Origin of the sequence: Microcoleus sp. AT3-D2 (assembly GCF_036705715.1) — a bacterium.
Taxonomy (GTDB): domain Bacteria; phylum Cyanobacteriota; class Cyanobacteriia; order Cyanobacteriales; family Microcoleaceae; genus Microcoleus.
This window is the reverse complement of sequence record NZ_JAUBVE010000009.1, coordinates 52853-75032: the sequence shown is the minus strand read 5'-3', so window position 1 is coordinate 75032 and position 22180 is coordinate 52853. Positions and strand designations below refer to the sequence as shown.

Sequence of the window (22180 nt, the reverse complement as noted above, 5' to 3'; positions counted from 1 at the left end):
ACGCAACACGACTTAACACCAAGTCCTCCAACTCCCCTAAATCGTCTCGATCGCGCCAGTGCAGGATCGATCGTCAATCTAAAATCTAAAATCTAAAATCTAAAATCGACTGATTGGTTGCCCGATCGCTTCTAAGATAAAAAAACGGTGGTTAAGAAGGTCTTTAAAACTTATGCGAGTGTTCGTCTTACTCTTCAATGCCCGCACCGAGAATGAGGGAATTCATACCATTCAACTCGGCGATCGCAACAAAGTTCTGATGTTTGAGTCAGAAGACGACGCCACCCGCTTTGGCGTGATGTTGGAAGCTCAGGATTTCCCAGAGCCCACGGTTGAGGCGATCGACGAGGAGGAAATTAAGGAGTTCTGCGACAGTGTTGATTATGATTGGGAACTTGTGCCCGCGGGCGCGCTGGCTATTCCCCCAGAAGACAATGTAACACAGACTCAGTGGCAGCCGGAGTCCGAGTCCGAGCCCGAGCCTGATTCTGAGGTTTCCCAAAACGAACTGGATTCTATTCGCCGCCGACTCGAAGGACTTTTGTAATAGTCATTAGTCATTAGTCATTAGTCAGCAGTTATTGGTAATGGGTAATGGGTAATGGGTAATTGTCTCTCTCTCGGAAGTAGATTTAGCCGATCGCCAGAACCGCAAATTTCGAGCCTTTGAGTCACGATTTCACCAAGCTCACCAGCGGGCAGGCAATGCGTAGCCTATTTTGTACACCTAATGACTAATGATAACGGCTAATGACAATGACTAATGACTAATGACTAATGACTAATAACTAATCAAAAAACATGAAGAATTTGGAAGAACGGGGCCATCTGCTGACTGAACAGGTGAATACGAACAGCGAGAATTTAGACCAACTCAGTTCGATCGAATTAGTGGACTTGTTCAACCGCGAAGACGCCCAAACCTTAAGCGCGATCGCCCACGCCCGCGAACAGTTAGCCCAAGCGATCGACATTGCAGCCGAGTCTCTACGTCAAGGAGGCCGCCTGTTTTACGTCGGTGCGGGTACTTCCGGGCGTTTGGGGGTGCTGGATGCGGCCGAGTGTCCCCCCACCTTCTGCACGCCGCCAGAACTCGTACAGGGCATAATTGCCGGGGGTGCGGGGGCATTGGTGCGGAGTTCGGAGGATTTGGAGGATCGGGCTGAGGATGGGGCTGAGGCGATCGCCCACCGTCAAATTACCAACTTAGATGTAGTTGTCGGCATTACGGCTGGAGGTACGACGCCGTTTGTCGCGGGCGCTTTGCAGGCGGCACGCCAGCGGGGGGCGAAAACTGTGTTTATGGCCTGCGTACCCGTCGAACAAGTCAATTTTGAGGCTGATGTTGATATTCGGTTGTTGGTTGGCCCGGAGGTAGTGGCGGGTTCGACGCGCTTGAAAGCCGGTACAGTAACAAAAATGGCTTTGAATATCATTTCGACTGGGGTAATGGTGAAGCTGGGGAAAGTTTACGGCAATCGAATGGTTGACGTGGCGGTTACTAATAAGAAATTGCGCGATCGGGCTGTGCGGATGTTGCAGGATTTGACTGATTTAAGCCGGGAGGATGCGGGTTTTTTGCTCGAAAAAAGCGGCAAGTCGGTTAAATTAGCTTTGATGATGCACTGGACAAATTTGGAGAAGGAAGAGTGCGATCGAATTTTGGGCGAGTTTCAAGGCAATTTGCGATCGGCTGTGGCATCAATTAGTCAGTAGTCAGTAGTCAGTAGTCATTAGTCATTAGTTATTGGCCATTAGTTATTGATTATTAGTTAGATCGTGTCCGGTCAATTCCCTCCGCTTCGCTTCGCCCATAATTGCTGTAGGGGCAGGTTAACGAACGATCTATATTGACAATGAGAGATCCTGTAAACCCGCCCCAATGGAGGTATCGCGGTCACTCGATCGGACATGATATTATTGGTTATTGGTAGCAGCTAACAACAGTCAACAGTCAATAGTCAACAGTCAATAGTCATTTGCACCATTGATTCAAAAAATTGTGAAATCTCTTCAGTAGATCTGATGTGACAAACACTTTTGGTATTTTGAGCGCGATCGACATACTCGCGATATCTGGGAGTCAAATACTTGTGACACAACCAAAGAACACGGTAACTATTAATTGAACTTTTCAAGATAGGACTCTTTTCCGGCCAGCCTTCTGGCGGTATAAACTTACCTGTCATCAGCCGTTTAGTTACCCACCAGAAATGCACGTATAGTGGCAGATCGACAAAAACCAGACTATCCGCCTCATTGAGTCGAAGCCAGACGGTTTCCCTGCAACCAAACCCGTCAATAATCCATCGGTCAGTAGCCAAAATTTTCTCATGGGTACGCTTATATTCTTCATTTGGAACCTCAGCGCCCCCAGATTGATATTGAATCTTATCCAAGGGGTAAAGTGGCAAACCCTTGATTTCCGATAATCTCTTGCTGAGAGTTGATTTACCGCCTCCAGCGTTACCAAACACGGCTACTTTTTTCATAATTTCCTTTTTAGTAATTTAGTTATTAGTCATTAGTCATTAGTTATCAGTAGCAGACTAAAAGCTGAAGGCCGATCTAATTTGTAGCTTTCAAAAAAGTCAATTTGGTGATTTGTGGCGCGGATCACTGACGTTTTTGAAAAAGGCGATTAGGGTCAGTATATATATTTTTTGTTTGACGATCACTTGGATATTTTATTAGACAAGCGATCGCGACCCGGTATTGTCGATCGATTTGTAAAATATCTGTCAAATCTAAGGCGATCGCTCCTTAGTTAAAAAAGCCGTTTCTGAAGCCAACGCACCTAGTACGAGACTGCTGGATACTACCCACTTTGAAATTTTAAACCGAGTCCTATGCAACCAAAGCCTAACCTTAACCTATACTCATCCTTGGCGCATCTCCCCTGGCTGAAAAAAAGCTACACTGCCAAAATTATGGTGGTTGCATTTTTAGGCACGCACGTTCCTTTGCTAACCTTAATGGTCTGGTTTCTTACCTCAAACGCTTACTCTGTAGAGACATCAGTCCGGGTTCTCCTGATTGCTCTGCTGGCGACATTAGCGGGTACGGCAGCAACGCTTTCTACCCTACGCTACCTCCTTGTTCCGGTAATCTTAACCTCGGAGGCTCTACAAAACTACCTCGATACAAGAACATTGCCGAACTTACCCACAGAGTTTACTGATGAAGTCGGTACGCTGATGGCAAATTCCTCACAAACGCTTTACAAACTAGATGAATTGATTGATTACATTACCCACTACGATGAACTGACTGGATTGCCAAATCGTGACTTATTCTGCGATCGCCTCAATCAAACCCGATCTCAAAATGACTCATCCTTGGTCGCAGTGCTGGTATTGGGTATCGATGATTTCACAGGGATTCGCCATTCGTTGGAGCCTGAGATATGCGACTTACTAATTAGAGCCGTTTCCCAACGGGTGGTACAGTGCATGGATCGGTCAGATGTCTTGGCGCGTTTGGGCGACGGTGAGTTTGCGATCGCTCGCAGCGAACTCCACTCGCTGGAGAGTGTGGTCAAGCTATCCCAACTGCTGCTGAGTACGCTAGCAAAACCTTTCTCTGTAGAGGGTCAACCGATCCACCTCACCGCCAGTCTTGGTATTACATTGAACCATTTAGAAAATACCAATTCTCCAGAGCAACTTCTTCAGCAAGCTCACTTCGCACTTCATCAGGCAAAGCAGCAAGGGCGGAGCCACTATCAGTTTTATTCACCGGAAATGAACGTTCACTTACAGGAGCGACTGGCCCTAGAAAATAGCCTGCGCGGAGCGCTGGAACGTAACGAACTACTGGTTTACTATCAACCGCTGATCGACCTCGACAGCGGACGGGTGACAGGAACGGAGGCGCTGGTTCGCTGGCAGCATTCTACAGAGGGTTTGGTCCCTCCGGTAAAATTTATTCCGATCGCCGAGGCCAATGGCGAGATCGTGCCCATTGGTGAATGGATCTTGCGAACGGCTTGCGCTCAAACCCGTAGCTGGCAACTGGCAGGGCTGCCAGCCCTGCGGATTTCGGTGAATCTGTCGGCTCGACAATTTGAGCAGGCGAATCTGGTTGAGATGGTTCGCCAAATTTTGGCAGAGACGGAACTTGAAGCTGCTTATTTAGAACTGGAAGTGACTGAAACTGCCTTGATGACTGACATTGATCGATCGGTCAATGTCTTAACGCAACTGCGAGAACTTGGCGTGTCGATCGCCCTGGACGACTTTGGCACAGGTTATTCTTCCCTCAACTACCTGCAACGGTTTCCGGTTAATATGCTCAAGATCGATCGATCGTTTGTCCAAGATGTACTGTCTAACCCGGACAGCGCCACCATTACTGATGCGATCATTGCTCTGGCAAAAAGTCTGCGATTAACGATCACCGCAGAAGGCATTGAAACCAAGGAGCAGCGTGACTACCTGCAAGCGCGAGGCTGCCATGAAGGTCAAGGGTTTTACTTCAGTCGCCCTGCTAACGCTGACACGATCACCAAACTGCTAAACGAGTCGTTTCAGTCTGATGCAGCATCTATGGCTCTTGCCACCCACTTTTAACGGAACTTACCCCCTGCGGGGTAGTTCCGTTTAATGGTATGAGTTGAGTCTAACGAAGGAGGCACGGCTTCGCGGTACATCCACGGATTTTTCAAACCAAGCCAAAAAAATAGACAGTCACCTTCGTGGCTATCTCGACGATCGGGGTACAAGAGTTGACGAAGAGTTCGCGGGCGATCGCCTTGCCTCTAAGGGGGCGTGACACACCAATGCCAATTACCCACTATCCATTAACAAAAACGATCGATGTAAGCTGACTTTGACTGACACCCTGCACGATTCCCAAATAATTACTGCCAGACTTAATCGCCGTAGAAGCGACGCTTGCGCCTCCATCCAACTGCAAACTCACAGCTTCAAAAGTCAAATTTGCAAATCCGATACCGTCAGTCAAACCAATTTTATCCCCAGCGCCAAAATCGACAATTACATCGGCACTAATTAAAGTAGCCGAAGCAGACAAACCTCCTGCTAAAATAAACGTATCATTTCCGCCGCCGCCCGTCAGCATATCTTGCCCGCGATCGCCCGCCAACAAATCGTCACCGTTACCGCCGATCAAGATATCATCTTCTTTGCCGCCGCGAATAGTATTGTTACCCTCAGATCCAATTAGTCGATCGTTATCGTTGTTGCCGCTGATAAAATCATCGCCAACACCGCCATCAATTAAATCGGATTCTTTGCCGCCGGATAAGCTGTCATTGCCTCCTGCGCCATTAATTGTATCCGCACCTTGCATCCCATTAATGCTATCAACACCTTCTCCCCCGGTGATATTATCTTTGCCGGAAAGGGCAAAAATTGGCAATCCCGCAGCATTTGTCGGTATTTGAGTATCGGCACTATCTGATAAGAAATAATTGCCGCCGCTGGCTGTATTTTTGGCTGCTGTCGTCGGGCTGCCGTCCCCTGTAGCATTGGGTATGGGCGAAGTAATCGATACCAATGTGTTGGGAGTAGGCGTGGGAGTAGGTGTCGGTGTGGGAGTTGGTGTGGGAGTTGGTGCAGGATTGACACTACCGTCAAGAGAAGTCGCAAAAACTTGCGTCCAATAGTGATTCCAATTTTCTGTACCTGTATCGTTGGCTAAGAAATAGTAACCGATGCCAATTTCTTTGAGATTGGGGTCAAGGATATTGGCACGGTGGCCGGGACTGTTGATCCACCCTTCTATGACTTCTTCAGGTGTAGAATATCCTACACCAATATTTTCCGCTGGAGTTCCATCCGCAAATTTATAGCCCGTTGTAGTAATGCGACTGGTTAATGACGAACCATCTTTGCCGGTATGATCGAAGAAGTCTTGCAGTGCCATGTTTTGGCTGTGAGTTTCCGCCGCATTTAGTAACTGAGTATTTAAGGTTAGCGGGGGCAAACTCAATTTGCTGCGTTCGATGTTGGTAAGTTCTAAAACTCTATTAATAAAGTTTTGATTGGTTGGGCTTGGTGCTACTTGAGAGGCCGATCGCTCTCCTGTTAAAATGTCCAAGGACTGAGAACCGGAATTTTGTAGTTGTTCAAGCATGGGGATGATAAACTGTTTTAAGACTTGGTTTTGCTGGTAGATTGCTTACCGTCTTAACGATAGTTTCCCCGATCGCTAGCTGGCTGGGCACAATTCCATAATTGTGTTAATCCCTGCCGCTACTGTATTTATTTTAATTATAGCTTTTGTCAAAGTGGGGATGTCAAGAGGCAGACTCTGGTTTGGATTGGGAAGAGTGCGATCGAATTTAAGGAGAGTTTCACAGAAATTTGCGATCGCCCGTGGCATCAATACAATTTTAAATTTGAGATTTGAGATTTTTCCTGATTAGTAAGGTTTGCGCTACGCACCCAGCGTGTTGGCTGGCTGGCTAGAAACCCGGTTTCTACGATTTTTGCAGAGAGGAAGGACAAATATAGGAAGAAACCGGGTTTCTGAATTCTGTGTGCGATCGCCAACTAAGTTTTTAGTAGAATCCTCACAAAAAATTCTAAATTAATTCAAAATTCACAACCGCGCAGGGTTGTTCGCGATCGCCAAAGCAATCTCAAGATTTCAAACTATTTTCTTGTCCGACTTTAGCCTCCTGAGCAACTTGCTCGACCTCATCTTTGGCTAGAATTTCCAAAGCTGTCTGTGCTTCTGCCCCGCCCAACCGCCCCAAAGCTTGGGCGACTCTGTAACGGATCTGCCAATCTGCATTGGAAGCGTAGGGAAGCAGCAGCGGCAGCGCCCGTTTATCTCCCAATTCACCTAATGCGCTGATGGCAATGGTTTGGATCAATTCGTTTTCAGAAGTCAGGGCATTTTCTAACATCGGAAAGGCTTTCGGATCTCCCATTTCTCCCAAAGCCGCGACGATGCTCATTTGCACCAGCCATTCAGAGGTACTGCTATAAACTTGCTGCAAATCTTCTAAAGCATCTGTTAATTTCAATGCGCCCAAAGCATCGGCTGCTGCTGCTTGCACGTCGGGTTCGGGGTCGTTGTTCAGGCTGTTTCGCAGTACCTCTAAAGCGTTCGGCAGATTCTGCGTACCGAGGGTTGATAATTGGCTGACTGCTGCGTAGCGAACCCGGACGTTTTTGTCGCCGATCGCTATTTGAATTAGTTTATAGGCGATCGCGGGTTCTAGTTGCCGCAGTTGGTTTACTGCTCGCAGTCTTTCGCCAAAATCCTCGGAATTCAGCAATTGTTCGACAGACTCAGGGGTAATGCTCATCGGATTTTAGATTTTAGATTTTAGATTTGGTAATTGGTAATTGCCAAAAGCGAGGGAGATTTAAGGAGCGATTCCCTACGGGATAGCTTCGCTTCACGACTCATTTTCTGATACAGCCCTGGAACTGCAACAGTTAATTTAAGATTCGGCCGCCATTGAGCGGATAATATCTCCCCTAGTGAGGATGCCGATTACTTTGCCCGCCGAATCGACCACCGGCAATCGATGGATGCTGCGATCGTGCATTAGTTTGGCAGCTTCTTGGACAGATTTGTCTGGCTCGATGGTAACTGGGTCTGTACTCATCGCTTCTCCTACTGTTTGTCCTAAAGCCTTGTGGAGTTCTCGCTCGTAACGAGAGGGATTTTCCAAATAAATCACGCTGTCAAGCACCATGATATAAGCGGGCGGAGTTACGCCGGTTTCCCGCCACATCAAGTCGGTTTCGGAGATGACTCCTACCAACAAGTCATTCTCATCTACGACGGGAAGACCGCTAATGCGTCGATCGGCTAAAATTTTAATCGCTTCGTTCAAGGGCATTTCGGGTCGCGCCAAAATCGGCTCCCGGCTCATTACATCGGCTACTGTTTTTGGCATGATTAGCGGTTGATTGAGTTATCTCTCCTTATCGATCATATAGGCAAAGCGTGACACAGACTGAAGAAAGGCAGCTCTGCTGAAAGGATTGGTTTGAAGGTAGTAAAGAAGGAAAAATTTTGAATGGCAGAATTTTGCTGTTTTTTTCGATCGCACTATAAAATTCTGCCGTTTGCCTCCTTCCGGCGAGCGATCGACCTGACAAGATTGTTAAGATATCTTAAAGAGCGGATAAATCCTTACCAATGCCAGAATCTCCAGCCCGAGAACCAGACTCCCAACCAGAAGCGCGCTGTGTATTGGTTTGCCAGTATCAATCTTGCCTGAAAAATGGTTCAGCAGCAGTGCTAGCTGCTTTTGAAGCTCAACAAGTTGCAGGGGTGAAAGTGGAGGCCTGTAGTTGTCAGGGACAGTGCACCACTGGCCCGACTGTACGAGTTACGCCGGACGAAATTTGGTATTGTCGAGTTAAACCGAGTGATGTACCGTTAATTGTGGAAGAGCACTTCAAAGAGGGAAAACCTGTAGAGGCGCTGTTCAATCCGAGAATTCATGCGCGTTATTATTATTAATATTGACTTGATCCGGTGAAAATTCCAAGCTTTGGTGCATCTAATTTTAATAGTTATTGTTAAGGAATTGGCACTTTGAAAATCCAAGGAATTGCGCTTAGTTTGTTAGTCCTAATTCTGGGGCGTCCGTCTGCGGTTGCTGCTCAAACGTCGGCGGTTGCTGGGGATATTTGTCCTGCGGATTTGGGAGCGCAAGTAGATGCGATCGCCAACCGTCCCGAATTTAGTCGATCGCGCTGGGGCATTTTGATTCAACCTCTATCTTCTACTGCTACTCTCTACAGCCGCGACGCCACCAAATATTTTATTCCAGCATCAAATGCCAAGCTGCTAACTACAGCCGCTGCTTTGCAGAAACTCGGTGCAGATTTTCGGATTAAGACATCGGTTTACAGCGGCGAAAATGGCAGTTTGTACGTTTCCGGCAGGGGAGATCCGAGCATTGCTGAGGCTCAGTTGAAATCCTTGGCGCAGCAGTTGAAGCAGCGGGGAATCAGTCAAGTTAACCAATTGATTGGCGATGACAGCTATTTTCAAGGCAGTGCAGTCAATCCGAATTGGGAATGGGAAGACGCGCAAGCTGGCTACGGAGCGCCGATTAACAGTTTAATTTTCAATCAAAACGCGATCGACCTTCTCTTGTCCCCACAGGCAATCGGGCAACCTCTGAAAGTTACTTTTGTCGAAGCAAAGCTGGCAAATCAGTGGCAACTTCAGAACAATACTGTTACCGTCGCCGAAAACGAATCTGAGTTTATTGAAGTTGGCCGGGAGTTCGATCGACCTATAATTCGAGTGGGCGGACAGTTGAAAGTTGGTGCAGAACCTGAATCAGCTTATGTCGCAGTTGTCAACCCCGCTAATAATTTTTTGCAGTATTTTCAACAAGCCCTGGCGACTGAGGGAATTCCTGTTAAACAGGCTTTAGTGGCATCGGCTTCTCGCAATTTAAATCAAGAATTAGCAACCGTTGAATCGCCGCCACTGGCGGAATTGGTGAGAGAAACTAATCGAGTAAGCAACAATCTTTATGCAGAAGTTTTATTGAGATTGTTGGGGAAAGTTACAGACAAGATGCCTGTGCCACAAGAGGATACAGGGGAAATGGGTTTGAAAGAGCTAAAGGCAGTTTTAACTCAATTAGGAGTAAATCCAAACAGCTACAGATTAGCCGACGGTTCCGGCTTGTCTCGGCACAATTTAATTACTCCAGAAGCCTTGGTGCAAACTTTGAGACTTATGGCCAATTCACCTGCTGCATCTATTTACCGCCAGTCACTGCCGATCCCTGGCGAGAAGGGCACTTTGAAAAATCGCTTTAATGTTACACCAAACCGCGTAATTATGCAAGCAAAAACAGGAACTATGAGCGGAGTTTCGGCGCTGTCGGGATATATCGAAGTTCCGAATTACGAACCGCTGGTGTTTAGCATTATCGTCAATCAATCTGACCTATCGACTGCAAAAATGCGATCGGCAACGGACGAAATTGTGCTATTATTGAATCGCCTGCGCCGCTGTTAAAACAATACATTTAAGGTGATAAACTTGAACTCAGTAGTTACACCTAAAACACCGGACACCCCAAAACCCTACAAGTTTTAAGTTTGATTAGATTGCAGCGGCGGGGATCGAAAAGCAGCTACAATAAAAGTAGAAAATTTAACACCATTGGGACGTTTTAGCCTGCTACCAGTCGGCGGGTTCTGTACTGACCGAAAATAAGTCTAACTTTCCAACTATGAATTCTTTCGATTCCGAACAGCAACACATCTTTGTCGAAACCAATAACATCCGCCTGCACTGCGTTTCTCAAGGAGAAGGCGAGCTCGTTCTCCTCCTGCATGGGTTTCCAGAGTTTTGGTACTCTTGGCGTCATCAAATCCCTGCTTTAGCGCGTCATTTCAAGGTGGTAGTGCCGGATTTGCGGGGCTACAACGATTCCGATAAGCCGGAAAGCGGCTATGATTTAGATACGCTGAGCGCGGATATTCGCGGTTTGATTTCGAGCCTCGGTTATACAAAAGCTCACGTTGTAGGTCATGATTGGGGAGGGGCGATTGCGTGGCACTTAGCTCAAAAATTCCCCGAACAACTCAACCGCTTGGCAATTTTAAACGCTCCGCACCCGCAGCGATTCATGCAGGAAATGGCGAGTAATTTAGATCAAATCCGCCGCAGTTGGTACGTTTTGGCATTTCAGGTTCCCGGCATTCCGGAATTGTTGATCCGGCAAAACTTGAAAGATTTTGTTCACAATGTTTTCCAAGGACAAGCTGTTCGCAAAGGATCTTTTAGCGCTGAGGAAACTAAGATTTATCAGACTGCTTTAGAAAAGCCGGGAGTATTAGCCGCCGCTATCAATTATTACCGTCAGATGTTTCACCCGCAGAGGCTTTGGAATTTGGGGCAGAAATTAGAACCTGTGACAGTACCTACTTTGGTGCTTTGGGGAGAAGAAGATGCGTTTTTGAGCCACAAACTGGTAGAAGGTTTAGACAGATTAATTACGGCTCCGTTTAAGTTGAAATTAGTTCCTCACTGTGGTCACTGGATTCAGCAGGAAGCGCCGCAAACGGTGAATCGAGAATTGCTGAGTTTTCTGAGAAATTCTTCTCGTTCTGTGGCTGTGGCATAGAAGGTTTTAAACATTGCAAATGAAAACCCGGTTTAGCTGTAAAACCGGGTTTTCATCTGTCTAGGGATAGGTTTTTTTTAGGGTGCGTTGTGCCTAGAGTTTCTGGATTACCAGAGAATTCCAGCTAGCTGACGCACCCTACTTATTGATCAGTCCCAGAGCAAATTTTCTTGGATCAGCAGTGCAATCATCGCAGTTCTGGAACAAACACCGAGTTTGATAAAAATTCGCCTCACGTAAGTAGCAACCGTCCAGTGACTGATATTTAAATTTTTGGCAATACATTTGTTTGGCAGGCCTTGGGCTACTAATTGCGCGATCGCTCTTTCGCGTGGGCTCAGGCTAATTTCCGGTTTGTAACTTTGGCTTTGCATATTTTTGCAATGAGGTAACGAGTTAAAATCTAATCAATTAAGGGTAGAATTCCGAGTTTTTCTCGAACTTCCGATAAAGGAGTTTCCCAATCAGATGCAACGTCCCAATTAATTAACTGAGTGGCTAATTTTCCGTGTTTTAATCCTTTGATAATTTGTCCGATCGCACATTTGCCACTGATCAGTCCAACTAACACTAAAATCGCACAAGAAGGACGAAATACTTGAGCGCGAGTAAACGCTTGAAGTACCAATTCATCTTCTGTTGAAGCCGAAAGACCAGTCAGAACGTGCCAAACGTCGTGGTTTCGCTGAATCCAGTCTCCCGATGCGATCGGCTCAAAGCCTTGTTCGTCTAGAAATCGCGCCACTTCACACCCTAATGTTCCTGCTGGCAGTTGGCGCAACTTTGCCAAGTCTATTTCAAAGTGTCGATCGCTCTCTATTTGAGGATTAATTGTTTGAGCCATCTTTAATATAACTCCTAATTGACCGTCAGCCATAAGTTATTCTCCCTTCGACAATGATTTAAGTTTCGAGCAAATTAATTTGTGTTTGTCAATTTCATTTTTGCGCTGAATCAAGACGACTTTTTTTACCGACTCAGCTTAAAAATCGTACTTTCTGTCAAACCAATCGGCGATCAGGAGCTTTTACATTTCTTTACAAACTGCCTCAGAGGTGAAATCTGCCAGTTTTCAAAATCGGGCTAGTGTTAGTTGCCCCCACTTGACCCACCGGGAAGTAGCCGTAAAATCCACAGTATTTAGCGGTGATTGGAACTCCCTTACTTACGTATATAAATTTATTCTGCTGCTAATTATTGGAACCTGCAATGAGTCAGAAGTGGAAGCTTGCAGGCCTCGTGATGCAGGTGCATACAAGTGAAGAGAGTAGAAGGGACCTGAAGCAAGGTGAAGTTATGCAGAGTTGATTTTTCAGAATTACGCAGTAGTGCCCATCACCCGTGGTTGCCCAATTGGTCGTGGCAATCATGGGGGATTGCCCGTATGTCGTTAGAATGTAGCTCAAATGAGTGACACTCATTTGAGCTACTGGTCAAATATCTTCACCAACAGCTACAAATAAAGTAGAGATTCGTATCATACAAGGTGTTGCTGTGAAAAAACTTTCCATTTTGTTATCCACAGGAGTTGTGTCATTGATTTGGTGCGCTGCTGCTAGCGCTACCACTTATGTTAATCCTAACGGTAAAACTACTTTAAACTTGTCAGAAAAAGGAAACAATCGCAGCAGTTTTTACTTGACTAAAGTAGGCAATCGGGAATTTTTTGGCAATATTCAAATTACCCGTTCCGAAGGAGCTGCCGGCTCTTATTATTACAATGGGACTTTCAAAGACAGTGCGATCGGCCCTGGCAGAAAAATTGTTTGTTCTGGAGATATTGCCATTGTCAGGCGTCAAGTTGGAAGAAGCAGCCAATTGGGAGCCGAAGTTACTTGGAAGGTGAAAGGAGGAGAAAATTGTCCTTCTATGGGCCAGACATTTAAAGTAAATTTAGTCGAATCTTTACCGCGTCCTAATGCAAGTGGCGACTATACTTCTAGCAATGCTAATACTTGGTCGAGTCAAACAAATGGTTTGGTAACTTGGCCTGCTTGGCGAGTCACCTCGCGAGATGGACAACTCAACTGCCGCAAGACCGCAAACGGAGCAATTCAACAAGTTTACCGCGCGGATAGAGATACAGTTGCGGCTGAACTCAGGGGAGCAAATGCTATTACGATGGCGAACGGTCAACCCTGGTTGCTGACAAGACAAGGCTGTTATGTGCGCGCTAATTCTCAATACATCGAGCCAGTTTCTTTGCCACAGTAAGTGACAAAAGTAATAAATAAACTGCTGCTCATCTCAAAGCCTGACTTCTTAAATAAAGAAGTCAGGCGGCGGGGTATTCTCTTGTTTTAAGTTGTTCTAATTAAAACTTGATTTGGGATTTAGTGGCCCAGCAGCATAGCTTCTTCTGCCAAATCTTGGCTTTCAATAGCCTTCGGTTCCTTCAGGATAAAAACACAAAGGAAGCAGACAATTACAGCAGCAATTCCGAGTACCTCAAAGAAGCTGCGGTTGCCTGCAACTGTTTGGGGCAAAAAGCTATAAAGGGTGGCGTAAATTACAGAGCCAACACTGCCGTAAGCACCGATATTTCCGGCAATTTGACCAGTTACTTCTCGTTTAATTAAGGAGGCGATACCAAAAGTTGCGCCTGCTGCGGCGAAGACAAAGAAGGCACATAACATGGTCACGATAATCACAATTGCTAAATGCCAGTTTGCCGTAATTTGGCTCATAATTAAATATCCCAATCCCACTCCGCCGATCGTCACTGTCAGCGTCCACTTGCGGCTGCCGATTTTGTCTGAAATTAAGCCTCCGGCTGGACGGCTGACCAAGTTCATCATGGGATATGTAGCAGCTAGGGGCCCGGCGATCGCATGATTTAGATTGAAGGTGTGTTCAAAAAATTCCGGTAACATGGAAACCACAGCGAGCTCTGAACCAAAGCTGACTGCATAAGCTAATTCTAATAGGAATACTTGACTGATTTGATAGCGTTCTTGAGGTGGGTAATGTTTTTGACCGGTGACAACTTCTCGGTTAACTTGCCAGGCTTTGTAAGCCTGAATTAAATACAGTGCTGTCAAACTAATCCAAATAGCGTACATCACATTTGCAGTCAGAAAATTTGCTTTCTGCAAGCGCCACACAATCAAAGCTAATGCACCAAATAGAGGAATATTGGTCATCGACAGTGCCCAAAAGCTTTTGGCGCTGGTGACTTCCATTGCGCCGTTGCGGGCCGGGCGCTGATAAACTTTGCCGGGAGGAGTGTCTTGAACGTTGCAGTAAAAAATGACTCCAAAAACTGCTGTGGCAATCCCAGTAAGGGCGATCGCCAGCCGCCAATTTGTGTGCCCGACTGAGAGAAAAGCTGTTCCTGCCGCGATCGCTGGTAACGCTGCTTCTGCGGCAAAAGAGCCAAAGTTGCCCCAGCCGCCATAGATACCTTGAGCGAAGCCGATATCTTTTGGGGGAAACCATTCGGCAACTAAGCGAATGCCAACTACGAATCCAGCGCCGACAATTCCCATTGCCAAACGGCTCAAAACCAACTGATTAAAGTTTTGGGCAAAGGCGAATGCCAGTGTCGGAAATGCTGCATACACCAGGAGTGAAGAGAAGGTGATGCGAGGCCCGAAGCGATCGAGCAACATCCCAATAATAATACGTGCAGGAATTGCGAAAGCTAGGTTGCACAGACTGATGATTCTGGCTTGCCCAACTGTCAATCCCAAATCGTGCTGCACCGTTGTGCTGAAGGGTGCGTAGTTGAACCACACTACGAAAGTTAAGAAAAAAGCAAACCAACTCAGGTTCAGAATCCGAAAAGGCCCTCTGAACGATAAAAGTCCTTGAAGCATATATAACTTGTCCTAATAAATAATACAGATTATTAATTTCGAGTTGACTTTCTAACTGTTTGAGGTAACGGTTTTTTTACGATCGCGCTTTGATGTTGCGTTCCAATTCAAGTGGATGTCGAGAGGAAAAATTGTATACAAAGTTACTGTTTGTGCTCAAAACCCCACCTGGCGCATTGAATAAATGCAGATATTGCATTTAAATCTAATTTTAGTAATAAATGCTTATTGCGTTAAAATCCAAAAAACAGTATATTTGAATACAGAAATTAAATTTATTTTAAAAACAGGTAAGTAAAAATGCTTGTACGCTTAACCGAAAGAGAAACTCAGCAAGGCGATCGCCACTCAATCAGTGCCATGAACAACGGATTAAAGGTTAAATCAAGACTTTTTAGTTTCCTGACAGTATGTGTAGCAGTGGCTGGATGCTTGGGAACTGCTTCTGGGGCGATCGCCCAGGAAGCTCAACCGCAAGAAAAAGCACAGGCGATCGAGCAATCCAATCAGCAGCCAGTCAACAGCACGACAAGTCAACCTACTGCTGCGCCTCAATTCGATGCAGTAGCCCAAGAAGACATTGCTCAGATGTTGCTGGGATTTATCTATTTTGTTTTGCCAGTGGGTGTGGGCTTAAGTATTTTTCTGCACGACAAATATGCTCAGAAGCGCTCTGCTACTCTCAACCAGCAGATAGAAGTTTTAGAGATTTCCTTTCACCAAACTCCTCAACATTAAATAACGTGGTGAAATACTCTTATTTTAGAACCCCGACTTCATCGAAGAAGTCGGGGTTCTTTGTATTTTCTCAAATGCTTTATATCATTTCCGGTTACACCGGAATGATGTTGACGGTTTACGGTTTACGGTTGACAGTGAACAGTGAACTCGAATTTACTATTCCGATGCTAACGGATTTGATATTACCCCTACATCTTAAAAAAACAGAATAAACAGAGCCCCGACTTCTTTAAAAAGTCGGAGCTATAACACCTATCGGATTTATTGACTAAAAAACTTAGATTTCTTCGTCCAAACCATCTACATCATCTACATCATCTACATCATCTACATCATCTACATCATCTACATCATCTACCTCAATAGGAGCGACAGAATTAGCAGAAACCAGAGCACCTGTCTCAAGTTTCTTTTTAACTAGCTCCTCAATTTCATTTTTGAAATCGATGTTTTTCTCCATGTGCTGGATCACTTTGTCTCGTCCTTGAGCTATGTTCTCTCCGTTGTAGCTATACCAAGAACCTTTTTTCAGAATTACTCCCATTTCGTCGGCTAAGTCAGTCAGACAGCCTAAAGTAGAAATGCCTTTGCCAAATACAATGTCAAATTCGGCAATACGGAAAGGCGGAGCAACTTTATTTTTAGCAACTTTAACTTTCGTGCGGTTGCCGTATTCTTCGGTACCTTTTTTCAAGCTTTGAATGCGGCGAATATCGAGCCGCACGCTGGCGTAGAATTTGAGTGCGTTGCCGCCGGTTGTTGTTTCCGGGTTGCCGTAAGTTATGCCGATTTTCTGCCGCAATTGGTTGAGGAAAATGACGGTACAGCCGGATTTGCCGATGTTGCCGGTGATTTTCCGCAAAGCTTGGCTCATCAAGCGCGCTTGCAAACCCATGTGGGAGTCGCCCATGTCGCCTTCAATTTCGGCGCGGGGGACGAGGGCGGCTACGGAGTCAATTACTACGATATCGACGGCGACGGAACGCACGAGTTGATCGACTATTTCTAGGGCCATTTCGCCGGTATCCGGCTGGGAAACTAAGAGATTTTCAATATCGACGCCTAAAGCTGAGGCGTAGGTGGGATCGAGGGCGTGTTCGGCATCCACGAAGGCTGCGATACCGCCGGATTTTTGGACTTCGGCGATCGCGTGGAGGGCTAGAGTGGTTTTACCGGAACTTTCGGGCCCGTAAATTTCAATGACTCGGCCTTTTGGCAAACCGCCGCCCAAAGCAATGTCCAGCGTCAGGGCTCCGGTGGGAATGGTTTCTACCTTCATGCGAGTGGAGTCTCCCAATCGGACGATCGCCCCTTTGCCAAAGCTGCGCTCGATTTGGGAGAGTACGGAAGTTAAAGCTTTTTGCTTTTCTGAGTTTTCAGTGGAAGTTTTTATAGACGCTTCTTTTTTTGCCATTTGCGGTAAGCGGGTAGACCCCTTGCGGAGCTTGTTGATTAACTGTACAACACGTATGTTAGCAGTTATTTTTGGGGTCTGGAGGTTCTGGGAGGATCTGGTTGAAGATTCTTGATTTTGGGGAGGCCCCGGCCACTCGCGAGCTTTCACTCGGGCATGGGCCCGCGCAGGGCAAACAGGGCATACCTCACCACGCGATCGAACCGCTATAGTGGGTATCGATCGCTCCTTGAGTGAGGTGTGAAATACCCAAACTAAACGGAGTACCGTTATAATTCGGGCTTCGTGTCTCGTTTGCCGTCGCTCTATTGGGGATATTCATTGCTGAATATTCGTCATCAAAGACGATCGGAGTCTTACACAGCATCTCTGGGCTTTTACGCCCTTTATCCCCTCGTAGGGAACCCACGCAGAAGTCCTATTTCCTAAGACCAAAAACTCTTTTCGTACAACAAACATGGGTTATTTTTTACAGCAGGGCATACCATACTAACCAGCGGTCTGCCTTTTCCTCCTTTCTCTCGCAGTTTCCCGGTAAGCATATTACTGCTACTATGACCGTTTTGTTATTACAGCCGAGTGAGTGGGTCGCAACCATTTATATATTAACTCAAATCAACTCTATATGCCAACTCTTTCTATATTTTTGTTTGGCTTATATCCCAACACCGAACCGGGTACAGTTACGGTGTGAGACTTACGCCAATTGAGTTAAGATGGTTTGCAGTTCCACGTTCCGTGAAGCGTAGCTATCCCGGAGGAAATCGCCACAATTAGGACAAGCATGGGATCTACAACACATCAAGACACATCTGTTAATACCAAAAATTCCCGCTGGCTGATGAACTTATTGGCGATCGGCCTTTTACTAGGTATCGGATTTCGGTTTTTTGAGATTGATCGCAAACTGTACTGGCACGACGAAGCTTACACATCAATCCGCGCCGCTGGTTTCACCCGCCAAGAAATCGACAACGAACTATTCCAAAACCGGATTTTTACCGCACCCGAATTGCAAAAATATCAGCGGATTAAACCGGGAAGTACAGAAGCAGACACAATTCGTTCTTTAGCACTAGAAGACCCGCAGCATCCGCCTTTATACTTTCTCATGGCTCGTTGGTGGATGCAGGAATTTGGCAGTTCTCTAACAGAATCCCGCACTTTGCCAGCAATATTGAGTTTGCTGTCGCTGCCTTTGATGTACGCTTTAGCTGAGGAACTTTTCGCCTCGAATTTGGCGGCGTTATTAGCAACAGCACTTTTGGCTTTATCTCCCTTTGACATATTGTTTGCTCAGACAGCAAGGCAGTACAGTTTGCTGACAGCCACAGTTGTTGGCAGCAGTTGGCTGCTGCTGAGAGCAGTGCGGTTGCGGGGTTGGAAAAATTGGGTATTTTACTCGCTGGCGATCGCCATTGGTTTCTACACTCACCCTTTTTTCAGTTTAACACTCATCGGACACGGAGTTTTTATAATTTCTTACTGGTTGTTTTTCAAAAAAACAAAATTGCGAGGTCATGTAATTAATTCCCAATTTTTTTTAGCCGTAACAGCAGCTTTAATATTGTATATCCCCTGGATTTACGTGCTGGCGACCAACCTGGAACGTGCCTCCTCTACGACAGATTGGACGCGAGTATCTCCGGGTTGGCTGTATCTTGTCAAATTGTGGACACTCAGCTTTACATCCTTATTTTTTGACTTCGACTTCGGGTTTGATAATATTTGGACTTATCTGCTGAGATTGCCATTTTTGCTGTTAATGGCGGCCGCCCTTTACAAAATCTGCCGCCGGACTAGCAGTTCAACTTGGCTGTTTATTGTAACATCAATTTTTGTACCTTTTTTGATCCTGGCGTTACCGGATCTAATCCTAGGCGGCAAACGTTCCGCCGTCAGCCGTTATCTGATTTCCTGCTTTCCGGGAGTGCAGCTAGCAGTTGGTTACTTGCTCGCAAGTAACGTGAAAACTCAGCAGCGGTTTTGGCAAGTCATTTTAGCCTTGGTATTTACAGCAAGTATAGCATCCTGTACCGTCAGCGCTTTTTCTGATACTTGGTGGAGCAAAGACTTGAGCTATTTTAATGCTGAAGTTGCGAAAATTATTAACAAAGAGGCGATAGCTAATCGGTCGATTAAAGATACAATTGTAATTAGCGATCGCGGCAACGATTTTACTAACATGGGAGATTTGCTTTCTCTGAGTTATTTGCTCGACAAAGACGTGCGGCTGATGCTGATGAGCGAGTCGCCAGATATGGAGATGCTGAACAAATATTCGGCTCCCCTGGTGTTCCGTCCTTCGGAAAAATTGCGATCGGCACTCAAGCAAAATCAACGTCGCTTAGAGCCGATATTGGAATATGCCAGACTGTTTCGAGCGCGGCGAGCTTCTTAGAGCAGATTGACAGAAATGGAAGCTCGTGCGCGGTAGGGTGCGTCAGTGGATTTTAGATTTTAGATTTATTCCACAGATGAATCTGGGAGATTAAACTTTGGTCTAAAATTTTTGGATATTCACGATAGGAGTACGTGGCATGGTATCGGTTTTTGGGCGGGGGCAGAAAAAACTGTTTGAATTGCCTCAAATATTTCGACTGACGCACCTTAAATCACTATTTGGGTATTTTTGTCCCTATTCCCGGTAAGGTGCGTCAGAAAAAAAACTGTGTGAGTTATCTCAAGTATTGGGGCTGACACACCCGACATCATCAGCAATAATTATTTGAATACTTAGGATAAAACGCAATGCAAGAGTTAAATAATTCATCTTCCGAATCCGCGCAGAAGTTTCGCAATCTTCAGACAGAATTACGCGAACGTTGGCGAGCAATCGAAGAATTCGACGGCGGAGATTGTGACATTATTATCATTCCTTCTCTCAGCTTAGATCAGCAAGAAATGCAGAAAGTTGAGGGTGCTTACCATTACGAAGAGCGGCATTTATTTTCATTGATTCGCCTGCGAAATCCCCGCACGCGCTTAATTTACATTACCTCGGAGCCCTTGCACCCAATGATTGTGGATTATTACCTGCAATTGCTGCCGGGAATACCATTTTCTCATGCGCGCGATCGGCTTGTGCTATTCAGTGCTTACGATGCTTCTGCCAAATCCCTCACACAGAAAATTTTAGATCGTCCCCGCTTAATGGAGCGCATTCGTCAAGCAGCGCGGCCGACAAAATCCTATATGGTTTGTTATAACTCGACGCCCTTGGAACGCGAGTTATCTGTTCAATTGGGGATTCCTTTGTGGGCTAGCGATCCCGATCTGTTATACTGGGGAACCAAAAGCGGTAGCAGGCAAATTTTTAAAGAATGTGGCGTGCCTTATCCTGACGGTTCCGAGTTGGTTTGGAATGCGGAAGATTTAGCGGAAGCTGCGGCCGAGTTGTGGGCGCGGCAGCCGCATTTGCAGCGGATAGTAATTAAGTTAAATGAAGGTTTTTCGGGGGAAGGAAATGCAATTTTAGATCTGAAGTCCCTCGCAGGTAAAGCGCCTACAGAAAGAGCGAAGGCAATTGGCGAGCACTTCCATAATTTGCGCTTTCAAGCAACGGGCGAAACCTGGGAAAATTTTAGCAGCCGCATTCCCGAATTAGGGGCAATTGCCGAAGCATTTATCGAAGGAGAAGAAAAGTTCTCGCCCAGCGTTCAAGGCAGAATTGTCCCCAGTGGCGAAGTAGAAATTCTCTCAACCCATGACCAAATTTTAGGAGGCCCAGACGGTCAAATTTTCTTGGGTTGCCAATTTCCGGCGGACGAATCTTATCGAATAGCGTTGCAGGAGTTGGGATGGAAAGTAGGGAAAAATTTAGCCGAAAAAGGTGCTTTAGAGAGATTTGGAGTAGATTTTCTCGCGGTGCGGCAATCAGACGGCAACTGGGATATGCAAGCAATAGAAATTAACTTGCGGAAAGGAGGCACAACTCATCCGTTTATGGCGCTGAAGCTCTTAACAAATGGCCGGTACGATCGTACTACCGGATTATTTTACAGCCTGCAGGGCCGTCCGAAATATTATGTCGCTTCGGACAATTTGAAAAAAGAGCGTTATAGGGGATTATTACCGAACGATTTGATGGATATTATTGCTGACAATCAACTGCATTTTGACAGCGGTACAGAGACGGGGAGTGTGTTTCATTTAATGGGTTGTTTGTCGGAGTTTGGCAAATTAGGAGTGACGAGTATCGGCAATTCGCCGCAAGAAGCTGAGGATATGTATAACAAAGTTGTGAAAGTTCTCGATCGCGAAACGTCAGGCGATTTGAGGTTTGAGATTTGAGATTTGAGATTTGATCCAGCCAGTCAGCTTAGATCCCCGGCTTCTTGAAGAAGTCGGGGATCTAATATCCCTCGCGTTTTGTATAGCAAACGATCAGACGATTAGGATGTTCTTAATCACTCAAATCATTGCTATTATTGAATTGGCCTTCTTGGTTCCATTAGAGCTAATTTTTAGCGGGATAAATGGGCGTGGGATCGATCGAACCTGTGCGGTTGAGCGGCCAAAAACGCACAATCGCCCTACCGATAATATTTTGCTTGGGTACAAAGCCCCAGTAATGGCTGTCACAGCTTGCGTTGCGGTTGTCGCCGAGCACCAAGTAAGAATTTGGAGCTACAACTACAGGCCCGTAGGGATACTGCGGAATTTCTTCAATATATTTTTCCTGTAGCGGCTGCTTGTTAATAAAAACTTTTCCATCTCTGACTTCCACACTGTCCCCCGGTAGTCCGATCACTCGCTTGATATAGGCATCTTTGATCGGTGGCGGCTGTCCCGTGCACAAACTAGCCTGGTCAGGAGGCATAAATACGATAATATCTCCTCGCTGGGGCTCTTGGAATCGATAGCTTACCTTATCTATAATTAATCGATCGTTAATTTGTAAGGTTGGGAGCATCGAGCCGGTGGGAATGTAGCGTGCTTCGGCAACCAGGGTGCGGATACCAAAGGCCAAAAATGCTGCTAAGCCGATCGTCTTAATTCCTTCAATCCAAGGATTTTCGGTGTCTTGCGGAGGTTTTTCGTCGGCTGACTTGTCTAGACGAGTCATAGGGTATTGTAGTGACTGAGCTGGATACGAATTATAAACTTAATAAT

21 protein-coding genes are annotated in these 22180 nt (G+C 46.0%); 11 read left to right on the top strand and 10 right to left on the bottom strand.

Translation table 11 applies throughout. The features are described 5' to 3' along the window. Window positions 1-172 precede the first annotated feature (172 nt). Together QUB44_RS06230 and murQ are read left to right on the top strand one after the other, a co-directional pair. Complete coding sequence (locus tag QUB44_RS06230) at window positions 173-547, top strand: DUF3110 domain-containing protein (protein WP_242720559.1); 375 nt, start codon at window positions 173-175, stop codon at window positions 545-547. A 254-nt stretch (window positions 548-801) separates the two neighbouring features. After that, complete coding sequence (gene murQ, locus QUB44_RS06225; RefSeq protein ID WP_333364444.1) at window positions 802-1716, top strand: N-acetylmuramic acid 6-phosphate etherase; 915 nt, start codon at window positions 802-804, stop codon at window positions 1714-1716. Window positions 1717-1961: 245 nt separating this feature from the next. Here the strand turns inward: murQ and QUB44_RS06220 are convergent, their stop codons facing one another. Next, a complete protein-coding gene (locus QUB44_RS06220) occupies window positions 1962-2492 on the bottom strand; it encodes an adenylate kinase (RefSeq protein ID WP_333364441.1) in 531 nt (176 codons plus the stop codon). Between the two features lie 438 nt (window positions 2493-2930). Between QUB44_RS06220 and QUB44_RS06215 the strand changes: the two genes are divergently transcribed. Next, window positions 2931-4571, top strand: coding sequence for a bifunctional diguanylate cyclase/phosphodiesterase (locus QUB44_RS06215; protein ID WP_333364438.1), 1641 nt, complete (start codon window positions 2931-2933; stop codon window positions 4569-4571). Between the two features lie 223 nt (window positions 4572-4794). Here the strand turns inward: QUB44_RS06215 and QUB44_RS06210 are convergent, their stop codons facing one another. Further along, window positions 4795-6099 (bottom strand): CAP domain-containing protein, encoded by a 1305-nt coding sequence (locus tag QUB44_RS06210; RefSeq protein WP_333364434.1) that lies wholly within the window; start codon window positions 6097-6099, stop codon window positions 4795-4797. 103 nt (window positions 6100-6202) lie between these two features. Here QUB44_RS06210 and QUB44_RS06205 point away from each other — a divergent pair, with 103 nt between their 5' ends. Further along, window positions 6203-6391: a hypothetical protein gene (locus tag QUB44_RS06205; RefSeq protein WP_333364431.1), complete on the top strand. Its 189-nt coding sequence runs from the start codon at window positions 6203-6205 to the stop codon at window positions 6389-6391. 216 nt (window positions 6392-6607) lie between these two features. Here the strand turns inward: QUB44_RS06205 and nblB are convergent, their stop codons facing one another. Continuing rightward, window positions 6608-7282, bottom strand: coding sequence for a phycobilisome degradation protein NblB (nblB, locus tag QUB44_RS06200; protein WP_333364428.1), 675 nt, complete (start codon window positions 7280-7282; stop codon window positions 6608-6610). Between the two features lie 138 nt (window positions 7283-7420). Then, entirely contained in the window at window positions 7421-7882 is a 462-nt protein-coding gene (locus QUB44_RS06195) for a CBS domain-containing protein (RefSeq protein WP_333364426.1), read from the bottom strand. Window positions 7883-8127: 245 nt separating this feature from the next. Between QUB44_RS06195 and QUB44_RS06190 the strand changes: the two genes are divergently transcribed. The 3 genes from QUB44_RS06190 to QUB44_RS06180 all read left to right on the top strand — a co-directional run bounded on the left by QUB44_RS06190 (window position 8128) and on the right by QUB44_RS06180 (window position 11092). Then, the gene (locus tag QUB44_RS06190) at window positions 8128-8454 is read left to right on the top strand and encodes a (2Fe-2S) ferredoxin domain-containing protein (protein ID WP_333364423.1); all 327 of its coding nucleotides are present in this window, start codon (window positions 8128-8130) and stop codon (window positions 8452-8454) included. A gap of 81 nt (window positions 8455-8535) precedes the next feature. Further along, a complete protein-coding gene (gene dacB / locus QUB44_RS06185; RefSeq protein WP_445299874.1) occupies window positions 8536-9978 on the top strand; it encodes a D-alanyl-D-alanine carboxypeptidase/D-alanyl-D-alanine endopeptidase in 1443 nt (480 codons plus the stop codon). 217 nt (window positions 9979-10195) lie between these two features. Next, window positions 10196-11092, top strand: coding sequence for an alpha/beta hydrolase (locus QUB44_RS06180; protein WP_333296986.1), 897 nt, complete (start codon window positions 10196-10198; stop codon window positions 11090-11092). A gap of 149 nt (window positions 11093-11241) precedes the next feature. On the opposite strand, the gene QUB44_RS06175 is transcribed toward QUB44_RS06180, so the two are convergent. Next, entirely contained in the window at window positions 11242-11466 is a 225-nt protein-coding gene (locus tag QUB44_RS06175) for a helix-turn-helix transcriptional regulator (protein ID WP_333159671.1), read from the bottom strand. Window positions 11467-11495: 29 nt separating this feature from the next. After that, window positions 11496-11969, bottom strand: coding sequence for a Coq4 family protein (locus QUB44_RS06170; RefSeq protein ID WP_333364416.1), 474 nt, complete (start codon window positions 11967-11969; stop codon window positions 11496-11498). Between the two features lie 617 nt (window positions 11970-12586). Between QUB44_RS06170 and QUB44_RS06165 the strand changes: the two genes are divergently transcribed. Further along, entirely contained in the window at window positions 12587-13306 is a 720-nt protein-coding gene (locus tag QUB44_RS06165; RefSeq protein WP_333364413.1) for a hypothetical protein, read from the top strand. A 119-nt stretch (window positions 13307-13425) separates the two neighbouring features. On the opposite strand, the gene QUB44_RS06160 is transcribed toward QUB44_RS06165, so the two are convergent. Further along, a complete protein-coding gene (locus QUB44_RS06160) occupies window positions 13426-14910 on the bottom strand; it encodes a NarK family nitrate/nitrite MFS transporter (protein ID WP_333364410.1) in 1485 nt (494 codons plus the stop codon). Window positions 14911-15210: 300 nt separating this feature from the next. Between QUB44_RS06160 and QUB44_RS06155 the strand changes: the two genes are divergently transcribed. Further along, a complete protein-coding gene (locus QUB44_RS06155; protein WP_333159663.1) occupies window positions 15211-15648 on the top strand; it encodes a hypothetical protein in 438 nt (145 codons plus the stop codon). 280 nt (window positions 15649-15928) lie between these two features. On the opposite strand, the gene recA is transcribed toward QUB44_RS06155, so the two are convergent. Together recA and QUB44_RS06145 are read right to left on the bottom strand one after the other, a co-directional pair. Next, on the bottom strand, window positions 15929-17065 hold the full coding sequence (gene recA, locus QUB44_RS06150; protein WP_333364407.1) for a recombinase RecA: 1137 nt from the start codon (window positions 17063-17065) through the stop codon (window positions 15929-15931). A gap of 187 nt (window positions 17066-17252) precedes the next feature. Beyond that, window positions 17253-17432, bottom strand: a complete 180-nt coding sequence (locus QUB44_RS06145; RefSeq protein WP_333364403.1) for a hypothetical protein — start codon at window positions 17430-17432, stop codon at window positions 17253-17255. Between the two features lie 417 nt (window positions 17433-17849). Between QUB44_RS06145 and QUB44_RS06140 the strand changes: the two genes are divergently transcribed. Both QUB44_RS06140 and QUB44_RS06135 read left to right on the top strand, forming a co-directional pair. Then, the gene (locus QUB44_RS06140) at window positions 17850-19466 is read left to right on the top strand and encodes a glycosyltransferase family 39 protein (RefSeq protein ID WP_333364400.1); all 1617 of its coding nucleotides are present in this window, start codon (window positions 17850-17852) and stop codon (window positions 19464-19466) included. A 350-nt stretch (window positions 19467-19816) separates the two neighbouring features. Next, complete coding sequence (locus tag QUB44_RS06135) at window positions 19817-21358, top strand: peptide ligase PGM1-related protein (RefSeq protein ID WP_333159653.1); 1542 nt, start codon at window positions 19817-19819, stop codon at window positions 21356-21358. Window positions 21359-21524: 166 nt separating this feature from the next. Here QUB44_RS06135 and lepB read toward each other — a convergent pair whose 3' ends face one another. Next, window positions 21525-22133, bottom strand: a complete 609-nt coding sequence (lepB, locus tag QUB44_RS06130; protein ID WP_333159651.1) for a signal peptidase I — start codon at window positions 22131-22133, stop codon at window positions 21525-21527. Between the last annotated feature and the right edge of the window lie 47 nt (window positions 22134-22180).

Coding starts and splice junctions, on each gene's coding strand:
- QUB44_RS06140 (WP_333364400.1), top strand. CDS start 17,850: ATGGGATCTACAACACATCAAGACACATCTGTTAATACCAAAAATTCC.
- QUB44_RS06170 (WP_333364416.1), bottom strand. CDS start 11,969: ATGGCTGACGGTCAATTAGGAGTTATATTAAAGATGGCTCAAACAATT.
- QUB44_RS06145 (WP_333364403.1), bottom strand. CDS start 17,432: ATGCTGTGTAAGACTCCGATCGTCTTTGATGACGAATATTCAGCAATG.
- QUB44_RS06230 (WP_242720559.1), top strand. CDS start 173: ATGCGAGTGTTCGTCTTACTCTTCAATGCCCGCACCGAGAATGAGGGA.
- QUB44_RS06210 (WP_333364434.1), bottom strand. CDS start 6,099: ATGCTTGAACAACTACAAAATTCCGGTTCTCAGTCCTTGGACATTTTA.
- QUB44_RS06195 (WP_333364426.1), bottom strand. CDS start 7,882: ATGCCAAAAACAGTAGCCGATGTAATGAGCCGGGAGCCGATTTTGGCG.
- QUB44_RS06215 (WP_333364438.1), top strand. CDS start 2,931: ATGGTGGTTGCATTTTTAGGCACGCACGTTCCTTTGCTAACCTTAATG.
- murQ (WP_333364444.1), top strand. CDS start 802: ATGAAGAATTTGGAAGAACGGGGCCATCTGCTGACTGAACAGGTGAAT.
- QUB44_RS06190 (WP_333364423.1), top strand. CDS start 8,128: ATGCCAGAATCTCCAGCCCGAGAACCAGACTCCCAACCAGAAGCGCGC.
- QUB44_RS06135 (WP_333159653.1), top strand. CDS start 19,817: ATGCAAGAGTTAAATAATTCATCTTCCGAATCCGCGCAGAAGTTTCGC.
- recA (WP_333364407.1), bottom strand. CDS start 17,065: ATGGCAAAAAAAGAAGCGTCTATAAAAACTTCCACTGAAAACTCAGAA.
- nblB (WP_333364428.1), bottom strand. CDS start 7,282: ATGAGCATTACCCCTGAGTCTGTCGAACAATTGCTGAATTCCGAGGAT.
- lepB (WP_333159651.1), bottom strand. CDS start 22,133: ATGACTCGTCTAGACAAGTCAGCCGACGAAAAACCTCCGCAAGACACC.
- QUB44_RS06160 (WP_333364410.1), bottom strand. CDS start 14,910: ATGCTTCAAGGACTTTTATCGTTCAGAGGGCCTTTTCGGATTCTGAAC.
- QUB44_RS06180 (WP_333296986.1), top strand. CDS start 10,196: ATGAATTCTTTCGATTCCGAACAGCAACACATCTTTGTCGAAACCAAT.
- QUB44_RS06220 (WP_333364441.1), bottom strand. CDS start 2,492: ATGAAAAAAGTAGCCGTGTTTGGTAACGCTGGAGGCGGTAAATCAACT.
- QUB44_RS06155 (WP_333159663.1), top strand. CDS start 15,211: ATGCTTGTACGCTTAACCGAAAGAGAAACTCAGCAAGGCGATCGCCAC.
- QUB44_RS06175 (WP_333159671.1), bottom strand. CDS start 11,466: ATGCAAAGCCAAAGTTACAAACCGGAAATTAGCCTGAGCCCACGCGAA.